Origin of the sequence: Azospirillum brasilense, assembly GCF_003349955.1 — a bacterium.
Classification (GTDB): Bacteria; Pseudomonadota; Alphaproteobacteria; order Azospirillales; family Azospirillaceae; genus Azospirillum; species Azospirillum brasilense_B.
The window spans coordinates 92,317-107,500 of the sequence record NZ_QLKQ01000011.1 but is presented as its reverse complement, the minus strand read 5'-3'; the positions used below and the strand labels follow the sequence as shown (position 1 = coordinate 107,500).

The 15,184-nt window shown below is 69.5% G+C and carries 17 protein-coding genes (1 of these 17 cut by a window edge); 10 read left to right on the top strand and 7 right to left on the bottom strand.

The features are described from left to right. Nucleotides 1–59, top strand: the end of a protein-coding gene (locus DXK32_RS33415) for an exonuclease SbcCD subunit D (protein WP_114857949.1). The gene continues 1,198 nt to the left of window position 1, outside the view; 59 of the gene's 1,257 nt are visible here — the last part of the coding sequence; its start codon lies off the left edge, out of view; the stop codon is at nt 57–59. After that, nucleotides 59–3,820, top strand: a complete 3,762-nt coding sequence (locus DXK32_RS07565) for an AAA family ATPase (RefSeq protein WP_114857941.1) — start codon at nt 59–61, stop codon at nt 3,818–3,820. The genes DXK32_RS33415 and DXK32_RS07565 overlap by 1 nt, the downstream gene beginning before the upstream one ends. Nucleotides 3,821–3,841: 21 nt before the next feature. Here DXK32_RS07565 and DXK32_RS33410 read toward each other — a convergent pair whose 3' ends face one another. Beyond that, complete coding sequence (locus DXK32_RS33410; RefSeq protein ID WP_114857940.1) at nt 3,842–5,077, bottom strand: trypsin-like peptidase domain-containing protein; 1,236 nt, start codon at nt 5,075–5,077, stop codon at nt 3,842–3,844. A gap of 160 nt (nt 5,078–5,237) precedes the next feature. Then, the gene (locus tag DXK32_RS07555) at nt 5,238–6,209 is read right to left on the bottom strand and encodes a replication protein RepA (protein ID WP_014197970.1); all 972 of its coding nucleotides are present in this window, start codon (nt 6,207–6,209) and stop codon (nt 5,238–5,240) included. Between the two features lie 1,093 nt (nt 6,210–7,302). On the opposite strand from DXK32_RS07555, the gene DXK32_RS07550 reads away from it, so the two are divergent. Beyond that, on the top strand, nt 7,303–8,322 hold the full coding sequence (locus tag DXK32_RS07550; RefSeq protein ID WP_051140539.1) for a ParA family protein: 1,020 nt from the start codon (nt 7,303–7,305) through the stop codon (nt 8,320–8,322). Continuing rightward, nucleotides 8,312–9,190 (top strand): ParB/RepB/Spo0J family partition protein, encoded by an 879-nt coding sequence (locus DXK32_RS07545; RefSeq protein WP_114857939.1) that lies wholly within the window; start codon nt 8,312–8,314, stop codon nt 9,188–9,190. Before DXK32_RS07550 ends, DXK32_RS07545 begins: the two co-directional genes overlap by 11 nt. 40 nt (nt 9,191–9,230) lie before the next feature. Here the strand turns inward: DXK32_RS07545 and DXK32_RS07540 are convergent, their stop codons facing one another. From DXK32_RS07540 to DXK32_RS07530, 3 genes are all read right to left on the bottom strand, one after another. Next, the gene (locus DXK32_RS07540) at nt 9,231–9,767 is read right to left on the bottom strand and encodes a mismatch-specific DNA-glycosylase (RefSeq protein ID WP_114857938.1); all 537 of its coding nucleotides are present in this window, start codon (nt 9,765–9,767) and stop codon (nt 9,231–9,233) included. 52 nt (nt 9,768–9,819) lie between these two features. Further along, nucleotides 9,820–10,536, bottom strand: a complete 717-nt coding sequence (locus tag DXK32_RS07535; protein WP_114857937.1) for a YoaK family protein — start codon at nt 10,534–10,536, stop codon at nt 9,820–9,822. Nucleotides 10,537–10,617: 81 nt separating this feature from the next. Continuing rightward, nucleotides 10,618–11,526 carry a LysR family transcriptional regulator gene (locus DXK32_RS07530; RefSeq protein ID WP_114857936.1) on the bottom strand — a complete coding sequence of 303 codons (909 nt, stop codon included), beginning with the start codon at nt 11,524–11,526 and terminating at the stop codon, nt 10,618–10,620. A gap of 102 nt (nt 11,527–11,628) precedes the next feature. Between DXK32_RS07530 and DXK32_RS07525 the strand changes: the two genes are divergently transcribed. The 3 genes from DXK32_RS07525 to DXK32_RS07515 all read left to right on the top strand — a co-directional run bounded on the left by DXK32_RS07525 (nt 11,629) and on the right by DXK32_RS07515 (nt 12,775). Continuing rightward, nucleotides 11,629–12,027, top strand: coding sequence for a RidA family protein (locus DXK32_RS07525; protein WP_114857935.1), 399 nt, complete (start codon nt 11,629–11,631; stop codon nt 12,025–12,027). 123 nt (nt 12,028–12,150) lie between these two features. Further along, entirely contained in the window at nt 12,151–12,459 is a 309-nt protein-coding gene (locus tag DXK32_RS07520) for a hypothetical protein (protein WP_114857934.1), read from the top strand. Between the two features lie 61 nt (nt 12,460–12,520). Further along, nucleotides 12,521–12,775 (top strand): DUF4167 domain-containing protein, encoded by a 255-nt coding sequence (locus DXK32_RS07515; protein ID WP_114857933.1) that lies wholly within the window; start codon nt 12,521–12,523, stop codon nt 12,773–12,775. A gap of 152 nt (nt 12,776–12,927) precedes the next feature. On the opposite strand, the gene DXK32_RS07510 is transcribed toward DXK32_RS07515, so the two are convergent. Further along, a complete protein-coding gene (locus tag DXK32_RS07510) occupies nt 12,928–13,263 on the bottom strand; it encodes a tyrosine-type recombinase/integrase (RefSeq protein WP_162801112.1) in 336 nt (111 codons plus the stop codon). Between the two features lie 163 nt (nt 13,264–13,426). Here DXK32_RS07510 and DXK32_RS07505 point away from each other — a divergent pair, with 163 nt between their 5' ends. The 3 genes from DXK32_RS07505 to DXK32_RS07500 are packed head-to-tail and all read left to right on the top strand — an operon-like array spanning nt 13,427 to nt 14,305. Next, complete coding sequence (locus tag DXK32_RS07505; protein WP_247877030.1) at nt 13,427–13,732, top strand: molybdopterin dinucleotide binding domain-containing protein; 306 nt, start codon at nt 13,427–13,429, stop codon at nt 13,730–13,732. After that, on the top strand, nt 13,707–13,955 hold the full coding sequence (locus DXK32_RS32970; RefSeq protein ID WP_247877029.1) for a hypothetical protein: 249 nt from the start codon (nt 13,707–13,709) through the stop codon (nt 13,953–13,955). The genes DXK32_RS07505 and DXK32_RS32970 overlap by 26 nt, the downstream gene beginning before the upstream one ends. Continuing rightward, nucleotides 13,946–14,305, top strand: a complete 360-nt coding sequence (locus DXK32_RS07500) for a uroporphyrinogen-III C-methyltransferase (RefSeq protein WP_247877028.1) — start codon at nt 13,946–13,948, stop codon at nt 14,303–14,305. Before DXK32_RS32970 ends, DXK32_RS07500 begins: the two co-directional genes overlap by 10 nt. Nucleotides 14,306–14,316: 11 nt before the next feature. On the opposite strand, the gene DXK32_RS07495 is transcribed toward DXK32_RS07500, so the two are convergent. Next, nucleotides 14,317–15,111, bottom strand: a complete 795-nt coding sequence (locus DXK32_RS07495) for an NlpC/P60 family protein (protein WP_114857948.1) — start codon at nt 15,109–15,111, stop codon at nt 14,317–14,319. Nucleotides 15,112–15,184 lie beyond the last annotated feature (73 nt).

Sequence of the window (15,184 nt, the reverse complement as noted above, 5' to 3'; positions counted from 1 at the left end):
AGCCGGCCTTGCTCGCCGCCTTCCACGAACTGGTCGCGACCGTGCAGGAGGGTGCGTGATGCGGATTCTGGCGATTCGCGGCGGCAATCTGGCCAGCCTGGACGGGACCTTCGCGGTGGAACTGGCCGGCGGACCGCTCCGCCACGCCGGGCTGTTCGCCATCACCGGCCCGACCGGGGCGGGCAAGAGCACCATCCTGGACGCGCTGTGCCTCGCTTTGTTCGACCGCATGCCGCGGCTGCCGGACGGGCGCGGCGTGGCGCTGGGCGCCAGCGGCGACACCGACGCCATCAGCACCACCGACGTGCGCAGCGTTTTGCGCCGCGGCGCCGGGTCCGGCTGGGCCGAGGTGGATTTCGCCGGGATCGACGGCGCCGCCTACCGGGCGCGCTGGGAGCTGCGGCGGGCGCGGCAGAACGCGCGCGGCCAATTGCAAAAGCAGACGATGAGCCTGACCGCGCTGGCCGACGGCAAGCGGCTGGGCGACGGCAAGACCAGCGTGCTGGACGAGATTTCCACCCGGCTGGGTTTGAGCTTCGAGCAGTTCCGCCGTGCCGTCCTGCTGGCCCAGGGCGATTTCGCCAATTTCCTCAAGGCCCCGGCGATGGAGCGCTCCGCCCTGCTGGAACTGCTGACCGGCACCGAGATCTATTCCCGCATTTCCGTCGCCGCGCACGAGCGCTCCCGGGAGGAGCAGCGGGCGCTGGAGGCGCTGGAGGCGCAATGCGCGGGCATCGGCGTGCTGACCGACGACGAGCGCGCCGCCCTGGACACCGAAGGCGGAGCGGCGGCCGAGGCGGTCCGGCAGGAGGAAACCGCGTTCGAGCAGGCCCGCGCCGCCGTCGTCTGGCATGAGCAGGACGCCCGGCTGGCCAAGGCCGAGGCGGACGCCGCCGCGGCGAGCGCACGGGCCGAACTGGTCTGGCAGGAGGCCGCCGCGCGGCGGGAGGAAGCCGCTCTGCTGCGCCGGCTTCAGCCCCTGCGGGTGCGGTTGAGCGAGGCGGACCGCTGTGCCGCGGCGGCATCGGACGCCGGGACGGCGCTGGACCGCGCCCACGCGGCGGTGACGGAAGCGCAGGGGCGGCTGGCCCAGGCCGAGGCCCGGCATCGCGAGGTGCGCGGCGCCTACGAGGCCGCCCGCGGCGCCGTCGACGCCGCCGAACCGGAGCTGGAGCGGGCCGCCGCCCTGGACGCCGAGATCGCCGCGCTGGCCGGCCAACGGGCCGGGGCGCTTGCCGACGCCGCGACGGCGGAGGCGGACGCCAAGGGGATTGCGGAGAGCTGGAGCGCCACCCGGACGGCGCTGGAGCGGACCCGTGCCGACTCGGCGGAGCGCGAGAGCTGGCTGGCCGGCCAGACGGAATTGTGGCCGGTGGCCGACCAATGGGCGCGCTGGGATTCGCTGCTGCTGCGCCACCGCGACTCCACGAGGGTGGCGCGTGAGGCGGAGGCGGAAACCGGCCGCGCCGCCGCGGAGGCCACGACCCATGAGGCCGAATTGGCCCGCCTTGCCGCCGTCCGGCGGGACGCCGCCGAACGACGGGACGCGGCCGAGCGGACGCTGGCCGCGCTGAAGGCCGAAACGGTGGACTCGCTGGACAGCCTGCGCGGGCGCCGCACGGCGCTGGCGGAACGGCGCGACGGGCTGGTGGCCTTGGCCCAGCTGGCGGAGCGGGCCGCGCGGCTGGCGGCGGACAGCGCGGAGGCCGAAGCGGAACGGCAGCAGCAGTGCGCGGCCGCCGCGGAGGAGGAGGCCCGCGCCGGTGAGACGAAGCTGCGGCTGGAGCAACGCCGGGCGGCGTTGGAGGAGGCGGATCTCGCGCTGCGCCGCCTGCGCCTTGCCCGCAGCGAGACCGTGGCGTCCCTGCGCGCCCAGCTGGTGGACGGCGAGGCCTGCCCGGTCTGCGGCGCCGCGGAGCACCCGTGGGGCACCGGCCACACGCCGCTCGACCGGCTGGCCGAGGACCAGGAACGCCACGTCGCCGGCCTGAGCGGCGAGGTGACCGAGCTGGCGATGGATCACGGCGCCCGGACCGCCGCGGCGAAGGCGGCGCTGGAGCGTGCGGGAAGCCTGGCCGGGCGGCTGGCCGCCCTGGCGGTGGAACGGGCGGCGACGGAGGAGCGCTGGGCGGAACGGGCACCGGCCTTCGGCCTGCAGGCCGGGCCGGATGCGGAAACCGTCGCCCGGCGGCTGGCCGGCGTCGATGCGGACCTGGCCGAGGTCGGGCGGGCCGAGGCGGCGGCGCTGGACCATAAGGCACGGCTCGACGCGGCGGTGCAGGCGTGCCGGGACCGGGACGCGACGCTGGCCGACGCCGACCGGGCCATCGAGACGCGGACCCGACAGCGTGATTCGGCCCGCCACGCCGAGTCCCTGTCCCGGGCACGGCGCGATCAGGCGGCGGAAGCCCGGCAGACGGTGCGGACGGAGCTGGCCCAGCCCTTCGCCGGGTTGGGGGACTGGGCCGCCGACCTCGACGGCGATTCCGAAGGGTTCCGCGAGGGCCTGCGCCAGCGGGTCGCCGAGGTCCTGCGCCAGCGCGAGGGCTTGGCCCAGGCGCGGCGCGACCTGGAGGCCCTGGAACGGCAGGACGGCGCCAAGGCGGCGGAGCTGGAGGGGGCGCGGCAGGCCGAGCGGGCGGCGCGGCGCCGGTGCGAGGGGCTCGCCGCGACGCTGGAAGAGCGGCGCGCGGCACGGGCGTCCCTGCTGGGCGGACGGGCGGTGGCCGCGGTGAAGAAGGAATTGACCGAGGCCCGCCAGCGGGCGGAGGCCCTGGTCGAGCAGGCCACCGTCGCCCGGCAGGACGCGGCGGCCCGCCTGTCGGGGGCGGAGCAGACCGTCGCCACGCGCGGCGAGGCCGCCCGCCGTTGCGCCGCCGAGGCGGAGGCCGCGGCCGACGCGCTGGCCGCTGCGGCGGAGCGCTGCGGCGTGACGGTGGAGACGGCGCGCGCCCATCTGGTCCGGGACGAGGACTGGCTGACTGGGGAGGAGCGGGCTCTGGCCGCCCTCGAGTCGGCGCGGCGCGAGACGGCGCTTCTGGCGGCGGAGCGGACGCGGCTGCGGCGGGAGCACCACGCCGCCGGGCGCCCCCTGCTCGGTGCGGAGGAGGCCGCCGCGGGCGGCGCCGAGACGGGCCGGCGCCTTCAGGAGGCCCGCGGCCGGCTGGGCGAGGTTCAGGCCCGGCTGCGCGCGGACATGGAGAATCGCGGTCGCCTCGCCGCCGTGCTCGACCGGGTGGAGGCGCAGCGCAAGGCACAGGGGCTGTGGGCGACCATGGCGCAGCTCATCGGCTCGGCCGACGGGCGGAAGCTGCGCAACTTCGCCCAGAGCCTCAGCCTCGACCTGCTGCTGGTGCAGGCGAACCGCCATCTGGCGGATCTCGCCCGCCGCTACCGGCTGGAGCGGGTGGGCGGGGCCGACCTGGAGATCCAGGTGGTGGACGGCGAGATGGGCGACGAGCGACGCGGCGTGCACAGCCTGTCCGGCGGCGAGATGTTCCTGGTGTCGCTGGCCCTGGCGCTCGGCCTGTCGGCCATGGCGGAAGGCGGCGGCGCCGGGATCGGCACGCTGTTCATCGACGAGGGGTTCGGGACGCTGGACCCCGGCAGCCTGGATCTGGCGCTGTCCTGCCTGGAGGCGCTCCAGGCCACCGGGCGGCAGGTCGGCGTCATCAGCCATGTGCCGGCGCTGGTGGAGCGGATCGGCGTGCAGGTCCGCGTCATCCCGCAGGGCGGCGGGCGCAGCGCCGTGACGGTCACCCGCGGGACGCTGGCAACGCCAGAGGCGGCGGCGGAACGGGAACTGCTGTTGCCGCTGTAGCGCCGCCGGTTCCAGACGGCGTCAGGCCAGACGGAAGGCCAGATAGCTGTCGGCACCGACCTGCCCCGGCATGGTGATGACCGAACCGACGGCTTTTCCGGTGAAGGTGATGCTGCCGTCGATGCTGCCGTTGCCGTCGAAGTCGATGTGCGCCGTTGCGCCCTTGTACCCCTCGGCACCGGCCATCGCCTCCCAGGTGAGCGTCGACAGCCCCTCCTTCCATCCCCAGGCGGTGGCCCACTCGTTCGGTTCGAAATCGGTGATGGTGGACCAGGTCACGCCCCCGCCGCGCCCGTCCAGGAAGAAGGTGTCGGTGCCGGAGCCGCCGGTCAGGAAATTCGAGCCGGTGCCACCATCGAGAACATCGTCGCCGCCCTTGCCGTCCGCCGCATCGTCGCCGGCGCCCAGGTTGAAGAAATCGCCGACGTCGCTGCCGATGATGATCTCGATGGATTTGGTGCCCAGGAAGAGGTTCTTCAGCGTGGCGACCGGACCGACATAGATTTCCATCTGCACTTCGCGGCTGGACGAGCCGTTGCTCACCACGGCGCGCCGCTCCGATTCGGGAGCCGGCGGTGCGCTTGAGATGTAGGAATCGTTGGCCGTCAGGGCGTCCTTCAGCCAATAGGCGTGACCGCCAAGCGCGGTGGCCCCGACGGCGGTCGACACGACGCCGACGGCAAACACCTTGTCTCCGGAGCTGTAATAGATCGGCCCCCCGGAATTCCCGGGATTGATCTCCAGATCCGCGTTCACATAGTAGACCGTGTCGACGGTCGACCGGCGGATGGTGCCGCTGTCGTAGGTTTCGTAGCGCCCATACTTGACGGGATAGCCCAGGACGCTGGCCGCACCGCCGCCGTAGGACCAGTCGATCCCGAAATAGCCGTAGCTGTCGCCGATGGGCTGGGACAGGGTGAGCAGGGCGACGTCGATCTCCGACCCGCTCTGCGTGGTCCGGTAGAAATCGCCGGTGATGACCTTGCCGTCGGAATCCGGATCGAAATTGGTGAAGAACTGGGATTTGGCGACGCCGTAGGCGACGTTGTCCGACTTGCCGGGATTGTAGGACGGGTAGATCTTCAGGCTGCTCGGCTTGCCGCCGAGAGCGGCGTTGTAGACGACGTGGGACGCGGTGATGACGTCGTTTCGGCCGACCAGGAAACCTGAACCGACAAACGTCCGGTTTCCCCAGGTGGCCTCGATCGAGACCACGGCGCGCGCTGGATAGAGATCGTCGTCGACCCTGTAGGACATTGGAATTGGCCCTTTCGCGGCATCCGCTGCGGGAACTGCGCGGCATGGCTGCAACCAATGAACAATGTCACGTCTTGGCGGTGTCTTTCAACGACTCACAGCACGCACCGGGTCACATGCTCTGCGGCACACAACCGCAACCCACTCAGCCGCAACCCCATCAGCCGCGGACGGGGCGCAGGACGAGATGCTTGTTGGACGGCACGGCCGGCGCCGAGGGACGCAGCACGAGTCCCTTGGAGGTCGGCTCGATGTTCGCGTCGGGATAGACGGCCATGACGTCCTTCAGGGCTTCCTTCAGGCGGAAGGCCAGGACGCGGTGTTCGCTGACCGAGCCGAAATGCTGCGACAGGGCGTGCCAGGGAACCACCGTCTGCTTGTCCAGCCGGTGCAGGCGGTGGACCAGCCAGACATAGGCGTCGAGCGCCAGGGCGGAGTTCTTCAGCTTGGCGATGGCATGCTCGTCCAGCGGGACGGCGTGCTCCATCAGATGCTCGAAGAAGCTCTGGGTCAGGCGGACGAAGCGCACCCACTCGCCGCCGGTGCGGAACAGGTCCGGCGTGTCCTCCTCGTCCCGCCACAGCTTGATGCCGTCGATCAGGCGCTGGTCGGAAATCTCCGCCGTCGAGGGGCCGGTGGTGGTGCGCAACGTGAATTCGCTACGGGCGATCCGCAGCACCTGCTCGCGCACCGGTTTGTAGTTGCCGCGCTCGCCGCCCGTCGGGGCCAGCCCGAGACGACGCAACCACGCGCTCATGCTCGGCCCCAGATCCACATGGGCGCTGCGCGTCTTGCGGGCCTCGGTCTGCAGGTAGATCATGATCAGGCGCGCCTTGGCGCCATAGGGAACGCCGACGTCCAGGACCGTCCCGTCGCGCAGCGGCAGGATGCCGGGGCGGACCACGAGCTGGTACTTGCCGTTGTTGCGCACCCAGGGGGCGGTCTCGTCCTTGGGTTTGCGGTGCGGCAGCGAGGCCTGGCAGAAACCGGCGTGGAGATAGCCGATCGCGTCCATCTCGTTGGACAGCGCTTCATGGGCCATCATCACACGGCGGCGCTCCTTGGGGTCTTCGGTGCGGGCAAGAACCGCCTCGAATCCCTCCAGGGTAAGCTGCTCGTGGATTTTCGCCATGGGACCCCTCCGGCCTCGTTCGGTCACGTTCCTGTCATTTCAGAAAACACAAAATGTGGTGGCTGTGAAGCGCGTCCATCCCACGAATCGCTGAAGTCGCAACGGAAGCTGCAGATTCCGACTCAACTTCAGCGAAGCGGCCTTTGGCGAACCCGACCGTCCCCTTCCCCACGGCGATCCCCGAGCCAGCGTTCCAGCCGGTGTTTCAAAATCAGCGTCGCCAACGGAGCATCCAGGGCCGCCGAGCCGCTTGTCCACAGCCGAACGGGCTTGTCCACGCTGAGTTGGAATCGCAACGGGCGAAACCAGCCGGATCGGTTCGCTGATTCCGCAACGGGGCGGACGCCGAAGTCGCAACGGGGACTCGCTCATCCACGCTGAAGACGAGTCACGAAAGGCGGTTATCCACGCTGAACTCGCAACCATGTCCTATATGAGTCCCTATAGGATTCTCCGGTTAGACCGGTTGCGCGGGTGCTGGCGCGACCCCCTTCGCTGAAAACGCAACGTCGGAAGGGTCGGAGAATCGCCAACCGGGCATTCGAGGGTGATCCGAACCCCCTTCCTCCACCGAAGCGTGCAGCGGAGCGGATGGACGATTCCAGACGCGGACCGTCAACTGTCAAGCGGACCCGACGCTGAATTTGATACAAAGGCGACTCGGCTCCAACGCTGAATTGGTAACATTCGACTCGGAAACCCAAGGCTTTCCAGGGCTTAGCCGACTCGGCGAGTCTCGCGCAGATCTTGAAACGCCGGCAGAAACCCTCGAATCGGCATACGACGCTGAATTTGAAACGGCGGACTCCAGGCGATTCAAGGGCCGAATCGAAGCGGCTCCCTCCACCCAACGCTGAATTGGTAACGCTTCGAAAAATGGGCTTGACGGGGTCACGGTCGATTCGACTGCGGAACGGTTTTCCGCGGTTCGCCGCGACCGGCACGAAGCCTGCTTTTCTATGACCATAGTCCCATACGACGTCGCATGACCCCCGCTCCCACCGCCATTTGACGCAATTCGGCGCGCTCCGGCTTGACCAGTTGCGTCACATTTTGCAAGAAAGGACCTCACACAGGGAAAGCCGGAGGCCCGATGAACGGGGAAGAACTGCGCGCCATCCGCGAACGGCGCGCCGAGGACCAGTTGAGCTTCGCGACATGGCTCAACGGCGCACTGAACCGCCGCTACGACCGCTCCCGGATCAGCCGGTGGGAAAGCGGGGCAGAGCGCATCCCCCAGCAGGTCGCCGGTTTCCTGGCCGGTCAGGGCGGGATGGCCGCCGTGCCGCAGAACACAGGGATGCCCAAGATTCAGCGCGCCGTAGTGGCGGTGGCCAACCAGAAGGGCGGCGTCGGCAAGACGACGACGGCGGTCAACCTGTCCTACGCGCTGTCCACGCTGGGCCTGAAGGTGATGCTTCTCGACAGCGATCCCCAGGGCAACGCCACCGTCCATATGGGGCTCGACCCCGGCGAGATCGAAACCCAGCGCAAGGGCATCTATAATGTTGTGCGCGGCGGGGCGTCCTTCGACAGCATCCTCCAGCCGGTGTGCGGCGGCGCCGTCATGCTCGCCCCCTCCAGCATCGGGCTGGCCGCGGCGGAGACCGAGCTGGTGGCCGAGCCGGACAACTCGCTGGTCCTCAAGGAGAAGCTGGCGGAGGTGCGGAACCGTTACGATGTCATCGTGATCGACTGCCCGCCCAACCTCGGCCTTCTCACCATCAACGCGCTGGCGGCCAGCGATCTCGTGCTGATTCCCGTGCAGACGGAGGTGTTCGCCGGGCTCGGCGTGCCGCTGCTGCTGGAAACCATCGCCAAGATCCGCCGCCGCTCGAACCCGTCGCTGAACATCTTCGGCATCCTGCCGACCATGTTCTCGTCGCGCTTGACGCAGGATCAGGCCAGCCTGCGCGAGATTCAGGAGCATTACGAGGGGCGCACCCGCGTTCTGAACGCGGTTCCGCGCGCCACCCTGTTCGCCCAGGCGTCGGGCGCCGGCCGTCCGGCCATCGAGGCCGATCCGAATTCCAACAGCGTCCAGGCCTACGGCGAACTGGCGCGCGAATTGGCCGCTCACCTCCAGACTGCGGAAGACGCCCATGTCTCGTAAACTCGAACGGACCAGCACCCGCATTTTCGACAAGGCGGCACAGCGCGGCGGGGACGCGCTGTTCGGGCTCTCCGCCGACTTCCCGCGGCTGATCGAGGTCGATCTCGACCGGGTGCACCCCAATCCCGACCAGCCGCGCCGCCATTTCGACGACCAGTCGCTGCAGGAGCTGGCCAACTCCATCGCCCGCCACGGGCTGAAGCAGCCGGTTCTCGTGCAGGATCTCGGCGACGGAGACTACCGGCTGATCGCGGGTGAGCGGCGCCTGCGCGCCTGCGGGTTGGCCGGGCGCCAGACCATCTTCGCCATCGTCACCGACGGCGACCCCGACGAGCTGGCGCTGATCGAGAACATCCAGCGCGTCGACCTCGACGCCATGGAGTTGGCCCGCGCCTTCGCCCGGCTGATCGAGCGGCACGACTACACGCACGAGGCGCTGGGGCAGGTGATCGGGCGCAGCCAGGCGGAGGTCACCCGCACCCTGTCGCTGCTGCGTCTGCCGGCCGACATCGTCGCTGAATTTGAAACGCGCCACCGTTCCGTCCCGAAAAGCATCCTGACGGAGATCGCCGCGGTGGACGATCCGGTCCTCCAGAGGAAGCTGTGGGACACCATCAAGGACGGCGGCACCGTCAAGGCGCTGCGCGAGGCCAAGCGCGCCCAGATGGGTGGAGAGCCGGACTCCGCGGCGGCGGCGAAGGTTCAGCCGGCCCCGGCGGTGCGCTTCGTCTCCGCCGTCCAGCGCATCGCCAAGGACTTTTCCACCGTCGACGCCGGGGAGCTGCGGGCGCACCGCAAGCAGCTCAGCGAGGCGCAATGGCAGGAGCTGCGCCGCCTCCACGCCCTTCTCGACGAGTTGCTGGCCTGACCGTCGGCAACGCTGAATTTGTAACGGACACCCGCTGACGTCAGCGGCGGGTGTCAACTTCAGCGTCGATGACCCGCTTGACCTCGCAAAACCAGCGCAGCTTTTCCGCGAAGGGCAGCCGGGCGAGCCCGCTGGGCGAGGGCAGCACGACGTCCACCGGACCATCGAACAGGCTGTCCGGCTGCACGCCCCACTCCGCCCGGTCGCGGTCGGCGGCGGCGAGATACACCCCCTTCCCCGTGTAGGCGATCACCCGCGGCCGGAATTCCGCGACCAGGGCGCGCAGCCGCGGCACGCCGCCGCGCAGCTCCGCGCGGCTGAGATCGGCGGCGCCCGGCGTCGCCCGCGCCACGAGGTTGGTGGAGCCCAGCCCGAACTCCGGCAACAGCCGGTCCTCCTCCGGGCGCAGCAGGCGCGGCGTCAGACCGGCCGCCGCCAGCAATCTCCAGAACTGGTTTCCCGGCCCCGCGTAATTGTGGCCGAGCTGGCCGGAGCGTGTTCCGGGATTGAATCCCACGAACAAAGCGTCCAGGCCGGGGGCGATGATGTCGGGGATCGGGCCTGCGGAATCGGTCATGGTGCGTCAACACTCCAAGGCGGCGTCCGGCAACGCTGAATTTGAAACGCTCCTACTCCGCGACGCGCCATTCGGCGAGAATCACCGGGGCGGCGAAGCCGGCGAGGATGGCCGCCAGCGTCACGAACAGCATCGCTCCCCAGGCGCTGTAGCCCAGCACCCCCAGCACGCCGCCCAGAAAGAACGAGCCGACGGTCGGCAGATGCGTCTTCAGCTTGTCGAGCGTCACCCGGATCCGATCCCGGCCGTTGCGGTGGTAGAGGTCGTCGATCAGGTTGCCCAGCTCGATCCCGATGTCGGTGATCATGCCGGTGACGTGGGTGGTGCGGACGCGGGCGTTGGAGATGCGCGTGACGATGGCGTTCTGCAACCCCATCAGGAAGCTCAACCCCATGACCAGCGCGGCGCCGCGAAGCTCGTGCAGCCAGACGTCGGCGGCGCCGAGTCCGGCGAGCAGCAGGGCTTCGAGACAGACGCTGTAGGCGTAGATCGCCGACAGGCCGCGGCGCTGCCCGGCGTTGATAAGCATCGCCGACACCATCGCCCCGGCGATGAAGGTCGCCACGATGGCCAGCGCCATGCCGAAGGCGCCCATCTCGCCCAGCGCCAGATGGTCGGCCATGGTCGAGACGGTGCCGGTCATGTGCGAGGAATAGAGGCCGGCGGCGTAGAATCCCGCGGCGTTGACGGCGCCGGCGATGCCGGCCAATGACCAAGCCAGACTGCGGTCCGCCGACACGCCACGATGTTCACCCTGCCGGACCAGCATGCCCCACCACTCCCTGAACCAAACGGGGCGCCATCATAGTGGCGGCCGCAGGCGTCGGGGACCCGCTTGTTTGTGGGGTCATCAATGCGTTCCCGCACCGACCGGCATGGTCTTGACGACGTCGAGGAACGCCCGCAGGGCCGGCGGCACGGCGCGGTGCCCGGGATAGTACACCGCCGCCCGCTCCGGCTTGTGCATCCAGGCGGGCAGGACGGTCCGCAACCGCCCCTCCGCCAGCGCGGCCTCGGCGGCCCAGTTCGCCACATAGGCGATCCCCAGCCCCTGCGCGGCGGCGTCCGCCATCAACTCCTCATCGTCGAGAATCAGCGGTCCGTTGACATCGACCGTCAATTCCCGCCCGGCCCGCTCGAACTCCCAGCGGTACAGCCGGCCGCCCGGCAGGCGGTGGCCGATGCAGCGATGGCGCTGGAGTTCATCCGGCGTCGTCGGCTCCCCGGCGCGGTCGAGATAGGCGGGGGAGGCGACGCAGACGAAGCCGATCGGGTCCGGGAAGGGCACCGCGATCATGTCCTTCGGGATGGAGTCGATCAGGCGGACGCCGGCGTCGAAGCCGCCGGACACGATGTCGATCAACCGCCCCTCGACGACGATGTCCACCGTCACGTCGGGAAAGCGCTTGACCATGCGGGGAAGGACGCCGCGGACAAGGGCCGCCGCCGCCACGCGCGGCGCGTTGATCCGAACCCGGCCGGCGACGTTGCCGCGAAAGGCGGTGACGGCGTCGAGCGCTTCGTCCAGGGAGGTCAGCGCGACCGTCAGGCGGCCGAGCAGCTCAAGCCCCGCTTCGGTCGGCGAGACGCTGCGGGTCGTGCGGTTGAGGAGCCGGACGCCGAGCCGATCCTCAAGACCGCGCATCGCGTGGCTCAATGTGGACGGCGCCGTTCCCAGCTCATCCGCCGCGCGGCGAAAGCTGCGGTGGGTGGCGACGGCCACGAAGGCGCTGAGATCGTTCAGGGAGGGGCGTATCATTGATGGCGATCTTGCATCGGCCCGTGCCGATTTCAACGTCTGATCGCGCACCCCCGTGGCTGCTATCTCCTGGTCCAGGTCCAATCCGAACGGGAGACATCCATGTCCAGGCGCGACGCCCTCTTTCCTGCCGGCCGGCAGGCGCTCTACGAGATCCACCGCTACTCCGCCGCCATCCGGTCCGGCGATCTGCTCTTCGTTTCGGGGCAGGTCGGCGGCCGTGAGGACGGGTCGCCCGAGCCCGACTTCGCGACGCAGGTTCAGTTGGCCTTCGACAATCTTCGCGAGGTTCTGAAGGCGGCCGGCGCCACCTTCGACGACATCGTGGACGTGACGACCTTCCACACCGACCCGGAGGCCCAGTTCGAGACCGTCCTGGCCGTCAAGGACAAGGCGTTTCCTCGCAAGCCCTATCCCAACTGGACCGCGGTTGGCGTGAACTGGCTCGCCGGCTTCGATTTCGAGATCAAGGTGATCGCCCGGCTGCCACAGACCGACTGAGCCGCCGTCGGCTTTGCTCCCCTACCACCGCGCACATCCGGCAATCCGCCCTATTCGCTGGAGCGGATTGCTGGAAACCTGATAGGTTGGGCGAGGCTTCAACCGGTGCAGGGGGTGTCTTGGATGCCGCTGACAGAATGGACCGCCCAAGGCGATCAGTATGTCCTTCCCGGTGCGGAGCGCCGGACCGAGCCCGGCCTTCCTTACGCCGCCGAACCCAACGGTCAACTCGCCCTGCATTTCTACGAGCCTCCGCGTGCCGACGAGCGGGACCCCGGCAAGCCGCCGCCTTTGCCGCGACCGCTTCCCCGTCCCACGCCGATCAGCGAAGGACCGCTCGCCGGCCGCGTTGCGTTCTTCCCGCAGGTCATGAATGATGTGACCGAAGCCTTCCGAGCTTTTTCCGGTGTGACGAAACAACGCCAGGATTGAGGGTTCGGGATGGTCCTTCGCTCCTGATTACGGTCTGCGGACCACTCGAGGATCAACATTCATGCCATTCGACAATCCGGCGGGCGATCGGGGCCGTCGGCAGCCACGGTTCGGAAAAGCGGCCCAACGGCAATCCGTGCAGGGAGAACCGGCGCGCGCGCATCCGAAGGTCAACGGCTCCGCCCAGCAGAAGCACGGCCAGTGGCTCGCCCGCGCCGTCGATGCCGAGCGGTCCGGCGACACCGTCGAAGCCGAAACCTGCCGTCAGCACGCCGAGCACTGGTTCCGTGTGGCCCACGGCCGCAACGAACCCTGAGGCGCGCTCTCCAGTCTAGGAAGCAAATCGGCGCTTTGGTATAATCTTTACTCCGAAGCGCTTGATTTGAAACGCATCACAGCTCGATCTGGGCGGCGGTGATGACGCTTTGCGCGATCTCGGCGCCCCGGCGCCCCTGCACAAGAGTGTCATCAGAGCCCCAGTTTACCGGTGGAGCTTCGCCGAAACACATTCGCCTCACGGATGTAGCGTCGGGTCATCTCCGGACTGTGGTGCCCGAGATGGGCCTGGATCGCCCGCTCGTCGCCGTCGTTTCCGGCGACCGTAGTGGCGTGGCCAATGCGCAGGCTGTGCCCGGACACCTTGATCGGGTCGAGGCCCGCTTTCTCGGGCGCGCTCTTGATGGTCAGAGCCACGCTGCGGTCGTTCAGGCGGTCGGGCTGGACACGACCACTTCGGTGAATGGAGCGGAAGAGCGGCCCACGCACGATGCCGGCGGCGTCCAGCCAGTCCAGAAGCGCCTGCACCGGGCAGGCCCGCCGACGTTTTCCGCAAGCACGCCGCCCTTTCCGCCTTCGAGAACGATGGCACGCGCGCCTTCGACATCGGTGGCCTCGCCGGGCTGTGCGACGCTGAATTTGAAACGCTCGCCCCCGCCCCCTGCCCCGCTCCGTGGAGCCGGGTTCGCTGATGTTGAACACCGGCCGCCTGCGCGACCACTGGCACACCATGACGCGCACCGGTCTGTCGCCGCGCCTCTCCGCCCATGCGCCGGAACCCTGCCTGGACCTTCATCCGCGGGACGCGGCGGCGCGCGGCTTGACGGACGGCGCCCTGGTCAACCTGCCCAACCGCCTGATCGCCACCATCCAAAGCCAAAGCCTGACCACGGTCCAGGAGGTCGGGGAGGCCTTGCGGGCCGGAACCAACTGCGGCTCCTGCATCCCCGAACTCAAGGAGATCCTTGCCGATGCCCAGCGCAGCCATGTGGCTTGAAGATTGGCTTGACGGTCTCGCCTCCCGGTCCGGGGGCAAGCGTTTCAACTTCATCGTCGCCTTGCGCGCCGCGCTGGACTCCGCGCTGCGTCCGCGCACCGTCTGCCGCGTCGCCCGCGCCATTCCGCAGACGGGCACGCGGACCCCGCACGTCACGCTGGTCGGCGCCGGGCCGGCGAAGAGATCGAGCATCTGGAGCGTGTCGGAATCAGCGTGTCGGTGATCCCCGGAATCACCGCGGCGCTCGGCTGCGCGTCCAGCGCCGGGCTGTCGTTGACCAAGCGCGGCGTGTCGCGCGCCGTCACCTTCGTCACCGCTCACGCCCGCGAGGGCGACGCGACCGAGCCGGACTGGGCGCGGCTGGCCGACCCCAAGAGCACGCTGGCGATCTACATGGGCCATCAGGCCGCCCGCCGCGTCGGGCGCGGCCTGATGGCCGGCGGGCTGTCACCCGACACGCCGGTGCTGGCGGTGGAGAACGGTTGCCGTCCCGACGAGGCCACCACCGCACGACGCTGGGCGTCATGGCCGAGCGGGGCGTGGCGGCGGGCGACGGTCCGACGCTGCTCCTGATCGGCTGGGCGCTAGAGGCCCGGGTGCTGGAAGACGGGGCGGCGCACGCCGGTGATGCCCTCGGCGCGGGCGGCCACGTCGGCCAGGGGTTCGGTCACGACGGACATGGTGAAGACGGTGGCGTGCAGCAGCGTGGCGCCGTCCAGCATGATGCCGACATGGCCGGGGAAGAAGACGATGTCGCCACGCTGATAATCGACCCCCTGCCCGTCTGCCGAGACCATCGGCCCCAGCCGGTCGTCGTTGCGCTGCATGCCGCTGCTGTGGTGGGTGGTGATCCCCGCCGCCCTCAGCGCCACCTGGACGAGGCCGGAGCAGTCGATGCCGAAGGCGCTCCGCCCGCCCCAGACATAGGGCGTCTCCAGGAAGCGCAGCGCCGTCTCCACCGGAACGCGGTCCAGCGGCACGGCCACCGGCTCCAGCAGCTTGCCGAAGGTCCACAGCCCGTTGTCGAGCCGGACCCAGCCGCTTTCGGTCGGTTCCGCCACGGTCACCAGACTGCCGAAGCTCAGCGCCGCCACCGGCACCGCCTTGTGGGTGGGTGCCGGGTGCAGGTTCGCCACGCGCCCGGACACGCGGTGGGTCGGGGCGGCCGGCTCCGTGAGGTCCGTGCCGGGGGGAAGCCAGCCGACATGCCCGTCGCTGCGGTTTTCCACCTTCACCCAGTCGCCATCCCGGTCGAGCGGCGTACATGTTTCACCGAACAGCATCTCGCTGGTTTGCGGGACACCGTGCCTGGGCTGTTCCAGAAGAACGGCCTGCGGGGTGGCGAGGCGTTGGATCGGGGTGGTCTGTGCATCGGTCATGCCGGTCACGCTAGAGCCCACCCCGCCGGAATGCAAGCCAGAGGACCGTTCCGGACAATCCTCCGGGATAAGG